Annotated in this window: 7 protein-coding genes; 5 read left to right on the top strand and 2 right to left on the bottom strand. The window is 69.8% G+C overall.

Annotated features, from left to right (window positions below; genetic code table 11):
• Nucleotides 1-103 precede the first annotated feature (103 nt).
• Nucleotides 104-943 (top strand): nitroreductase family protein, encoded by an 840-nt coding sequence (locus GZ67_RS0102435; RefSeq protein ID WP_029263696.1) that lies wholly within the window; start codon nt 104-106, stop codon nt 941-943.
• Here GZ67_RS0102435 and GZ67_RS0102430 read toward each other — a convergent pair.
• Nucleotides 912-2,438 (bottom strand): FAD-dependent oxidoreductase, encoded by a 1,527-nt coding sequence (locus tag GZ67_RS0102430; RefSeq protein ID WP_029263695.1) that lies wholly within the window; start codon nt 2,436-2,438, stop codon nt 912-914. The genes GZ67_RS0102435 and GZ67_RS0102430 overlap by 32 nt on opposite strands.
• An 85-nt stretch (nt 2,439-2,523) precedes the next feature.
• Here GZ67_RS0102430 and GZ67_RS0102425 point away from each other — a divergent pair, with 85 nt between their 5' ends.
• The 4 genes from GZ67_RS0102425 to GZ67_RS0102410 all read left to right on the top strand — a co-directional run bounded on the left by GZ67_RS0102425 (nt 2,524) and on the right by GZ67_RS0102410 (nt 7,138).
• The gene (locus tag GZ67_RS0102425) at nt 2,524-2,898 is read left to right on the top strand and encodes a fluoride efflux transporter FluC (RefSeq protein WP_029263694.1); all 375 of its coding nucleotides are present in this window, start codon (nt 2,524-2,526) and stop codon (nt 2,896-2,898) included.
• Entirely contained in the window at nt 2,895-3,254 is a 360-nt protein-coding gene (locus GZ67_RS0102420) for a fluoride efflux transporter FluC (RefSeq protein WP_029263693.1), read from the top strand. The genes GZ67_RS0102425 and GZ67_RS0102420 overlap by 4 nt, the downstream gene beginning before the upstream one ends.
• A 67-nt stretch (nt 3,255-3,321) precedes the next feature.
• On the top strand, nt 3,322-3,909 hold the full coding sequence (locus GZ67_RS0102415; RefSeq protein ID WP_029263692.1) for a TetR/AcrR family transcriptional regulator: 588 nt from the start codon (nt 3,322-3,324) through the stop codon (nt 3,907-3,909).
• 16 nt (nt 3,910-3,925) lie between these two features.
• On the top strand, nt 3,926-7,138 hold the full coding sequence (locus GZ67_RS0102410; RefSeq protein ID WP_029263691.1) for an efflux RND transporter permease subunit: 3,213 nt from the start codon (nt 3,926-3,928) through the stop codon (nt 7,136-7,138).
• Nucleotides 7,139-7,291: 153 nt separating this feature from the next.
• On the opposite strand, the gene GZ67_RS0102405 is transcribed toward GZ67_RS0102410, so the two are convergent.
• On the bottom strand, nt 7,292-8,188 hold the full coding sequence (locus tag GZ67_RS0102405) for an aldose 1-epimerase family protein (RefSeq protein WP_029263690.1): 897 nt from the start codon (nt 8,186-8,188) through the stop codon (nt 7,292-7,294).
• Nucleotides 8,189-8,576 lie beyond the last annotated feature (388 nt).

Below are 8,576 nucleotides of genomic sequence, written 5' to 3'. Positions count from 1 at the left end.
GGCAGCCACGGCCGCCGGCATCCACTCGTCGCGCTCGCCGCGGCCCCCTTCATCGTCGCGGGACTCGTCGTCTCGCTCCGCCCCGCCGACCGGAAGTGACCGCATGGAACTGCTCGACGCCATCCGCCGCCGCAAGACCACGAACGGGCCCTTCCTGCCCGACCCGGTGTCGGAGGAGCATCAGCGCATCCTCCTCGAAGCCGCGGGCCGCGCGCCCTCGCAGCTGAACAGTCAGCCGTGGCGGTTCGTCGTGATCGAGAGCCGTGACACCATCGAGCAGATCGCGCGTATCTCGGGCGAGAGCATGACCGAGGCGATGTCGAACGGCACGTTCTTCGAGCGCTACAAGCCGTACTTCCGCTTCAGCCAGGCCGAGATGGAAGAGAAGCGCAGCGGGATGCTGTTCGACAAGCTGCCCGCCGCCCTCCGCCCGTTCACGAGCCAGGTGTTCACCAAGCGCGGCCAGACGCTCATGAACACGTTCGGGGTGCCGAAGACCCTCGGCTCCGAGAACCGCAAGCTCGTCGCGGGGTCGCCGCTGCTGATCGGCGTCATGCTCGACCGCAGCGAGTACCGACCGGGGCAGCTGTCGTCGTTCTACTCGGTGTTCAGCATGGGCGCGGCGATGGAGAACATCTGGCTCACGACGGTCGAGCTCGGCATGGGCATCCAGTTCATCTCCTTCCCGATGGAGGTTCCGGGGCGCTGGGACGAGATCGTCGAGCTGCTGCGGGTGCCCGACGACCTCGAGCTCATGGCCGTCTACCGGCTGGGCTACCTGCCGCCCGAGCAGCGCCGACCCGCGATCGACTGGTCGAGCAGCCAGCGCAAGCTCGTGTCGCAGTACGTGTTCCGCGAGAACGGAGACACGCCTCAGGAGGGATGGGATGACGGACCGAAGACCGGCCCGGTCACTCCCGGCCCGAGCGCGGCAGGCGACTGAGGTCCTTCACCGCCGGACCCTCGATGCGGGTGCCGTCGGCCGCGAACCGTGAGGCGTGCAGCGGGCAGTCCCACGTGCACTCGGCATCGTTCCACTCGAGCACGCCGCCCATGTGCGTGCACACCGCGCCGACCGCGCGCGTCACGCCGTGGACCGTCGAGACGCCGACCGGACGACCGCCCCGGTTCGCCACCACGCCCTCGCCCTCGACGGGCTTCGCGACGGGAACCGAGCGGCTCTCGGCATCCGCCCATCCGCCGGCGAGCGCGGCCGCGACCTTCCCACCCTCGACGGCTCCGCGCCCGAGGTCGGCGGGCATGGTCATACGCGTGCCGATGGTCGTCATCCAGGTCGGCCGGTCACGCCACGGCGTGCCGAGGATCTCGGCGGTGAGACGCTGTGCGGCAGCCGGCGCGTTCGACAGCCCCCACTTGGCGTAGCCCGTCGCGAACCGGATGCGGCCGAGACCGCGGGGCATCGCACCGACGAACGGGATCAGGTTGTGCGACTCGTAGTCCTGCGCCGACCACCGATGCGTCTCCTCGGCGCCGGGGAAGTGCAGCTGTGTCCAGGCGACGAGGTCGTCGACCGCGGCCTTCTCGCTGTCGGACCTGCCGACCGGGTGGCCGTTGCCTCCGACGACGAGCTGAGCCTCGCCGCCGGGGCCGTCGGCCGCGCTCACCGGACGGACCGAGCGCGTCGGGCCGTCGACCGAGAGGAACATCCCCGCGGGCACATCGCCCGGCACCCGGAACGACACGCAGTACGACCGCAGCCCGTGCGTCTTGGCGAAGTACAGCCCGCGGTCGGTGATCGGGGTGCCGGTCGCGAGCACGATGTGGTCGGCGAAGATCGCCCCCGCCGTCGTGTCGACCCGACCTGGCAGAGCCCGGGTTCCGGTGGCGCGGACGCCGATGTGTAGCATGCCGCCCGCACTCAGCAGCTCGTGGGCGAGCGCGACGGTCACGGCGACCGGGTCGATCGCGATCTGATCGTCGAGGGCCACGGCGGCGGCCACCGGGAACGGCGTCGACGGCACCGTGGTGGCGGCCAGCATCCGTGTCGGCAGCCCGGCCTCGCGGGCGGCGTCGTGCTGGTCGCGCACGTCTCCTGCGCCGTCGGGACCCTGCGCGTAGGAGTGGTCGGTGTGGCGGGTGAACGGCACGTCCGCGCTCTCGGCGAAGGCGGTCAGCCACTCCATCCCCGACCTGTTGGCGTCGACGTACGCGCGCACGAGCGACGCCGGGTGGTGGCGGCGGATCGTCGCGAGCCGTGACCCCTGCAGGAGCGAGAGCTTGCCGGTGTTCGCGCCGGTCGCGAGCTCGGCGATGCCACCCGCGTCGATCACGGCCACATCGAGCCCGGCCCGGGTGAGCATGACGGCCGTCGTGAGGCCGGTGATGCCGGCGCCGACGACCACGACGTCGTGTCGCGCACCCTCCTCGAAGGGCGATCCGGTCGGCAGCGACTTCTCGAGCTTCCACAGAGGGGTCATGCGCACAGTCAACGGCGTGCGGTGCCCGGCATCCACGCCCTTGACATCGCCGCGGCGCACTGTCACGCGCGACTACAGTGGCGACGTGACCCTCCGCCGCATCCTCCTCGTCGCCCTCGGCGGCACAGTGGGCACGGCGGCACGGCTCGGCCTGGGGCTCGCTCTCCCGGACGCCGGCGGTGTGCCCGTCGCCGTGCTCGTCGCGAACGTGCTCGGTGCCCTGCTGATCGGTGTGCTGGCCGCCCGGATCCCCGCTTCCACGGATCTGCGACTGCTGCTCGGCACCGGGGTGCTCGGCGGCTTCACGACGTACAGCGCCTTCATGACGGGGAGCGTGCAGCTGTGGGCGGATGCTCCCGCCCTCGCGTTCGCCTACGCCGCGGGGAGTCTCGTGCTCGGCCTCGGCGCGGCAGCTCTCGGGTTGCGCATCGCCCGCCCGCGCGCCGGAGCGACATCGTGAGCCCGCTGCTGTTCGTCGGCGCCGCGCTCGCCGGGGGTGTCGGTGCGGTGCTGCGATACGTCGTCGACCTCGGCGTCGCCCGGCTGGCCGGTCGCCGGTTCCCGTGGGGGATCCTGCTGGTGAACCTCTCCGGATCCTTCGCGCTGGGCATCGTCACGACCGCACTGCCGGATGCCGCGTTCCTGCTCGGCGCCGGGCTGCTCGGCGGGTACACGACCTTCAGCACCGCGATGCTCGACACTGTCGCCCTGTGGTGTGACGGCGAGCGTCCGGCATCCGTCTTCAACGCCGTCGGGATGCTGCTGCTCGGCCTGCTCGCCGCGGGTCTCGGGCTGGCTGTCGGCTCGTTGTTCTGACCGCTCCCAGCGTCCTCACAATCCGGAAATGTACAAACGTACATGTACGGATGTCCAGGGGGTTCTGATGGGTGATGGGTCGCGTCGTCGACGTGACCCTGAAGCGCGCCGTCGCGAGATCGTGACCGCGGCCGCCGAGCTCATCGTCGAAGTGGGCGCCGAAGCCGTCACCCACCGCAAGGTCGCCGCCCGCGCGGGCGTTCCCCTCGGTGCAACCACCCAGTACTTCGACACCCTCGACGACCTCCGTGCCGCTGCCTTCCGCGCCCTCGCCGACGAGGTGGATGCGCGCCTCGACGGCGTCCGGCAGACCATCGCCGACCGCGGGGACAGCCCCGCCGTGATCGCCGCGCTCGTGTTCGAGAGCCTCGACGACCACCATGCCGTGCAGGCCGACCGCGCCGTGGTCACCGCGGCCGTGCATGACCCCCGGTTGCGCGAGCTCGCACGTCATCTCTCCGACCGGCTCGTAGAACTTCTCGAGCCGACCTATGGCGAAGACCGCGCCCGAGCGGCGATGATCTTCATCGACGGCGTCATGTGGAGCATGCAGATCCGCGACGCCGATCTCGAACAGTCCTTCATCGAGACCGCACTGGCGCGGATCCTCGGAGATTCCGTCTCCACTCCCTCCGCAGCGACAGCCACACCCTGACACCGAGGAAACCGCCTTGTCGAAACTCGCCATCCTGAGCCTCAAGAACCGCGCGCTCATCGCCCTGATCACCATCGTCGCGGCGGTGTTCGGCGGGCTCGCGCTCACCAACCTCAAGCAGGAGCTGATCCCTTCGCTCGAGCTGCCGGCGCTCGTCGTGATGACGACGTACCCCGGTGCCTCACCCGAGGTGGTCGAGAACGACGTGTCGACGCCGATCGAGTCGGCGATCCAGGGCGTTCCGGGGTTGGAGTCGACCACGGCCACCAGCACCACGAACGCCTCGATCGTGCAGGCGATGTTCGCGTACGGCACCAACCTCGCCACCGCCGAGCAGAAGATCCAGCAGGCGATCAACCGCGTCTCCTCGCAGTTGCCGGAAGACGTGGCCCCGCAGGTGCTGTCGGTCTCCATCGACGACTTCCCGGTGATCCAGGTGGCCGTCACCGGATTCGAGGATGCCGACAACGCGCAGGCCGAGCTCGAATCCGTCGCGATCCCCGAGCTCGAAGACGTCGACGGTGTGAACGCGGCCGAGATCGTCGGCGGCGTCGGGCAGCGCATCAGCATCACGCCCGACCCCGCGAAGCTCGCCGCCGAAGGCCAGAGCACGCAGGCGATCAGCAACGCGTTGCAGCAGAACGGCACGCTCTTCCCCGGTGGTGACATCACCCAGAACGGTCAGACGCTCACGGTGCAGACCGGTGCGAAGATCACCTCGGTCGAAGAGATCGCGGCACTCCCACTTGTCGGCACCACCTCGACCATCGGCGATGTCGCCACGGTCGTGCAGGAGTCCGACCCGGTCACCTCGATCTCGCGCGTCGACGGCAAGGACGCGCTCTCGATCTCGATCACCAAGCTCCCCGCCGCGAACACCGTGGAGGTGTCGAACGGCGTGATCGCCGCGCTCGACACGATCAGCGACGCCTTCCCCGACGCCGAGTTCACGATCATCTTCGACCAGGCGCCGTTCATCGTGCAGTCGATCGAGACGCTGGCGACCGAGGGCCTGCTCGGCCTGGTGTTCGCGGTGATCGTGATCCTCGTGTTCCTGATGTCGATCCGCTCCACGCTCGTCACCGCCATCTCGATCCCGACCAGCGTGCTCATCACCTTCATCGGGCTGCAGGCGTTCGGCTACTCGCTCAACGTGCTGACCCTCGGCGCGCTCACGATCGCGATCGGCCGCGTGGTCGACGACTCCATCGTGGTGATCGAGAACATCAAACGTCACTACGTCGGCGATGCCGACAAGGGTGATGCGATCCGCCTCGCCGTGCGCGAGGTCGCCATGGCGATCACGGCATCCACGATCACGACCGTCGCGGTGTTCCTGCCGATCGTCTTCGTCGGCGACATGGTCGGCGAGCTGTTCCGACCGTTCGCCATGACCGTGACCATCGCGATGGTCGCCTCGCTCCTGGTGGCCCTCACCATCGTCCCGGTGCTCGCGTACTGGTTCCTGAAGCCGGGCAAGGAGCTCGTCGACGAGCACGGCAACGTCATCGACCCCGAGCACCCGGATGCTCCGCCGACGCAGCTGCAGCGCGTCTACCGGCCGATCCTCGGCTGGACGCTCAAGCACTCCGGTGTCACGGTGATCCTCGCCGTCGTGGTGCTCGGCGCCACGCTCGCCGCCGCACCGCTCATGAAGATCAACTTCCTGAGCGACTCCGGCCAGAACACCATGACCGTCACGCAGGACCTCGGCCCGACCGCGAGCCTGCAGGCGAAGTCGGATGCCGCGGTCGAGGTCGAGGACGCACTCCTCGGCATCGACGGCATCGAGCACGTGCAGGCCTCGATCGGCACCAGCGGCTCGGCCCTCAGCGACGCCTTCTCGGGCGGAGCGGGTGTCACCTACTCGGTGCTCACCGACGGCGACGCCGACCAGGAGAAGCTGCGCGCCGACGTGCAGGACGCCATCGACGGACTCGGCGACGACGTGGGCGAGGTGTCGGTCGCGGCCTCCGCCGGCTTCGGCTCGAGCGACATCGAGATCACGGTCACGGCATCCAACGCCGACGACCTGCAGACCGCGACGACCTCGGTCGTCGACGAGCTCGACGGACGCGACGGCGTCGGCCAGGTGACCGACAACCTCGCCGCCTCGCTGCCGTACATCGCCGTGGTCGTCGACCGGGAGGCAGCCGCCCAGCGCGGTCTCTCCGAGGTCGCGGTCGGCTCGATCGTCTCGAACACCATGCGTCCGCAGCAGGCCGGATCGGTCGAGATCGACGACACCGCGCTGACCATCTACATCGTCACGCCGGAGCCGCCGACCACTGTCCAGGCCCTCAAGGAGCTCGCGATCCCGACCCCGCTCGGCGTCGTGCAGCTGCAGGACATCGCGACGGTCGAGCAGCGCAACGGCCCCACCTCGATCACGACCGAGCAGGGGCGCCGGACATCGACGGTCACCGTGCCGCCGGCATCCGACAACCTCGCCACCGCCACGCAGTCGGTGACCGAGGCGCTCGCCGCGGCCGACCTGCCCGACGGGGCCTCCGCCGAGGTCGGCGGTGTCGCCTCGCAGCAGGCCGACTCGTTCTCGCAGCTCGGACTCGCGATGCTCGCGGCGATCCTGATCGTCTACGTGGTGATGGTCGCGGTCTTCAAGTCGCTGCGCCAGCCGCTGCTGCTGCTCGTCTCGGTGCCGTTCGCGGCGACCGGCGCGATCCTCCTGCAGATCGTCACGGGCGTGCCGCTGGGCGTCGCCTCGCTGATCGGTGTGCTGATGCTCATCGGCATCGTGGTGACGAACGCGATCGTGCTCGTCGACCTCGTGAACCAGTACCGGGAGAAGGGTCTGTCGACCATCGAGGCGGTGAAGGCCGGTGGCGAGAAGCGTCTGCGGCCGATCCTCATGACCGCGCTCGCGACCATCCTCGCGCTGACGCCGATGGCTCTCGGCATCACCGGTCACGGTGGGTTCATCTCGCAGCCGCTGGCGATCGTCGTGATCGGCGGCCTGCTCTCCTCGACCGTGCTGACGCTGATCGTGCTGCCCACGCTCTACAACCTCGTCGAGGGTGCCAGAGAGCGGCGGGCCGCACGCAAGGCCGGTGGGTCGGATGCCGGGGGAGCGCCGAAGCCGGATGCTCCCGTCGACCCCGACACGTCGGGTGCCGCTGTGGCTCCGGCCGGATCGGTGCTGATCGACGCGTCCGGCCTGCCGCACGCGCCCCAGCTCACGCGGCGCGAGCTGCGCGACCGCGGGGAGTAGCTCCCGCTCGGCGGGCGCGCGGTCTCGGCCGCCGGCTGTTCACAACTCCTCAGAAAGGCCCCGGACCCGCATCCAGATGCGCGATCCGGGGCCTTTCGGCTCGGTTCTTGAGGAGTTGTGAACGGGCCCGACCCTGCGATGAGTCGGAATCGGTCAGCCGAGGGCGATGCCCCAGTGCAGGGTCCAGGTCTCGTCGGGGGCGAGACGACGGATGCCGAGGCCGCTGTTCAACGCATCGGCGGGCGCGGTCATCGGCTCGATCGCGACCGCGAGACTCTGCCCCGGGTAGGCGGGCGTCGTGTACACCTGCACGTAGTCGAAGCCCTCGCCCTGCCACAGGGTCACGCGGCGGCCGTCGGGTGCCGTGAGCGAGTGCCGCACTCGGCCGTCGGCGTCGCGGGCGAGGCCGGTGAAGCCGGTGTCGAGGGTGACGTCGCCCAGCCGGACCCCGTCGCGCAGGGGGGCCTCGGCGGGACGGGTGCCGGTGGGGAGCATCCGCTCGTCGGTCGTGAACGCCGTCTCCGCGGGCACACGCAGCACCAGGTCATGCGGGTCGACGTCGCCGACCGTCACGAAGGGGTGCGTGCCGAGAGCGACCGGCGCGGGCGTCGCCGAGCGGTTGGTGAGTGTGTGCGTGACCTCGATGCCGTCGGGCGTGAGCGTGTAGGTCACGGCGGTCTCGATCAGGTACGGGTAGCCGGTCTGGGGCACAATCGGCGCCCGCAGCACGGCTTCGGCGTCGGTGTGCGACACCTCGTACGCCGTGAAGCGCAGCAGTCCGTGACTGGCATTGTTCAGCTTCGGCTCGGTGATCGCGAGCAGCCGCGAGGTGCCGTCGTCATCCCACCGACCGTCGCGCACGCGGTTCGGCCACGGGGCGAGGACCACGCCGGAACAGGCGGGCGTGGGTTGATCGAGCGGGTATGGAGGGACGAGGTCGACACCGCCGATGCGCAGCGACCGCAGAGACGCGCCGACCTGCGCGATCTGGGCGGTCGCATCGCCGAGTCGGAGGGTGATCTGGGCGCCGGTGGGGGATGCGGAAGTCACTTCGACATCGTACGGCCACCCCCGCGTCGGCACTCTCTCAGGCGCGTCGGCTACACTTGTGCGGTCGGCTTCGGACACCCGCGCGTTGGCGCGGACGTTTTATGTGTGTGAAGTGTGAGTCCAGGGGCCGATGGTGAGCGTCGCTCGACGCTAATCAACCATCACATGAATGGCCCCGGCCGCTGACAGTCCGGAACCCCGCTGGTCGCATCCGACCACGCGCTGGGTGCTCGCGCGTGTGCGCGGCGCTGTTCTCGTGCGAGAACACAGGAAGACAACGCAATGCCCAAGAACAAGAAGCCCCGCGGCGGACGTCCCGCCGCCAACTTCGAGCCGCGCTACGGCGCCAAGAAGACCTCCTTCCACGACCGCCACAACGGCGGCCCCG

Origin of the sequence: Microbacterium sp. Cr-K20, assembly GCF_000708325.1 — a bacterium.
GTDB lineage: Bacteria > Actinomycetota > Actinomycetes > Actinomycetales > Microbacteriaceae > Microbacterium.
This window is presented reverse-complemented; position numbering and strand designations above follow the sequence as displayed.

Coding starts and splice junctions, on each gene's coding strand:
- GZ67_RS0102415 (WP_029263692.1), top strand. CDS start 3,322: ATGGGTGATGGGTCGCGTCGTCGACGTGACCCTGAAGCGCGCCGTCGC.
- GZ67_RS0102430 (WP_029263695.1), bottom strand. CDS start 2,438: ATGACCCCTCTGTGGAAGCTCGAGAAGTCGCTGCCGACCGGATCGCCC.
- GZ67_RS0102435 (WP_029263696.1), top strand. CDS start 104: ATGGAACTGCTCGACGCCATCCGCCGCCGCAAGACCACGAACGGGCCC.